Raw genomic sequence first — 1,420 nt, forward strand, 5'->3', positions numbered from 1 at the left:
CGGCGTGCCTCACCTACTTTGAGCGCGTAGCCGGTGGTAGTGCCTCAGCTATTTTGAGCGCGTAGCGCGGAAGGCTTGCCCGATGTGGAGGGCAAGATCGACATGGCCGCAAGACGGCAAGTAACCAACAAACTGCGAGGTCAGTACCGTAGGGCGTCCAAGGCGGACAAGGGCGAGATTCTGGATCGGGTGGTGGCCACGACCGGGATGGGTCGCTCGACGGCGCGGCGGATGCTGAGTGGCCCGAGGCTGGCGGATCCGGCCGAGCAGGTCGACGGGCGCAGCTTGCGGCCGCGGGGCTTCAGCGACGACGCCAGGGCGCTTTTGGAGCATGTGTGGGCGTTGATGGGCATGCCGTGCGGCAAGTACCTGGTGGTCATGGTCGAACTATGGCTGCCGCTGCTGACCGCCGCCGGTGATCTTGACAAACCGTTCGCCACCGAAGCGGCCTTGGCCGACTTGAAGACAATGAGCGCGGCCACCGTGGACCGCTACCTCAAACCCGCCCGGGATGCGATACGCATCAAGGGCATCTCGACAACGAAACCGTCACCGTTGCTGCGTAATTCGATCTCCATCCGCACCTGCGCCGATGAGGCGCCGAACACCCCTGGGGTGATCGAGGCCGACACCGTCGCGCACTGCGGCCCGAGTTTGGTCGGCGAGTTCGCCCGCACGTTGACGATGACCGATCTGGTGATCGGCTGGACCGAAAACGCCTCGATCCGCAACAACGCCTCCAAGTGGATCCTCGAGGGCATCGAGGAACTGCAGCAGCGCTTCCCATTCCCGATGGCGGTTTCGACTCAGACTGCGGGTCTGAGTTCATCAATCACGAGGTCGCCGACTGGCTGCAGGACCGCGACATCGCCCAGACTCGCTCGCGGCCGTACCAGAAGAACGACCAGGCCCACGTGGAGTCCAAGAACAACCACGTGGTGCGCAAACACGCGTTCTACTGGCGCTACGACACCCCGGCGGAACTGGAGCTACTCAACGAGCTGTGGCCGTTGGTGTCGCTGCGGTTGAACTTCTTCACCCCGACGAAAAAGCCCCGTCGGCTACACCACCACCGCGGGCGGCCGCCGCAAGCGCATCTACGACAGCCCGGCCACCCCGTGGCAGCGCCTACAATCATCAGGTGTTCTTGATACACAACAACTCTCGAATGTGGCCGCCCGAATCGAGGGCATCAACCCGGCCGATCTGACCCGTCAGATCAACACCATCCAAATGCAGCTGCTGGACCTGGCCAAAGCCAAGACCGAGGCCCTGGCCGCCGCCCGCCACCTCGACCTGCAAGCATTACAACCGTCAATCAACCGATTGGCCGAGGCGAAGTAGTGCAAGCCCCCCACGCGCTCACCATGTGTGAGGCACCAGCCACCGCTTCGCGCTCACCTTTACGTGAGGCACCTCG

1 protein-coding gene and 1 pseudogene are annotated in these 1,420 nt (G+C 63.5%); both read left to right on the top strand.

The genetic code is table 11. From position 1 onward, the window contains the following. Positions 1–207: 207 nt before the first annotated feature. Positions 208–492: pseudogene (locus tag A9X01_RS31185) on the top strand (integrase catalytic domain-containing protein); the annotation flags it as partial. A 678-nt stretch (positions 493–1,170) separates the two neighbouring features. Then, a complete protein-coding gene (locus A9X01_RS31190; RefSeq protein WP_232526907.1) occupies positions 1,171–1,344 on the top strand; it encodes a hypothetical protein in 174 nt (57 codons plus the stop codon). Positions 1,345–1,420: the final 76 nt, after the last annotated feature.

Source organism: Mycobacterium asiaticum, from assembly GCF_001668675.1.
GTDB lineage: Bacteria > Actinomycetota > Actinomycetes > Mycobacteriales > Mycobacteriaceae > Mycobacterium > Mycobacterium asiaticum_D.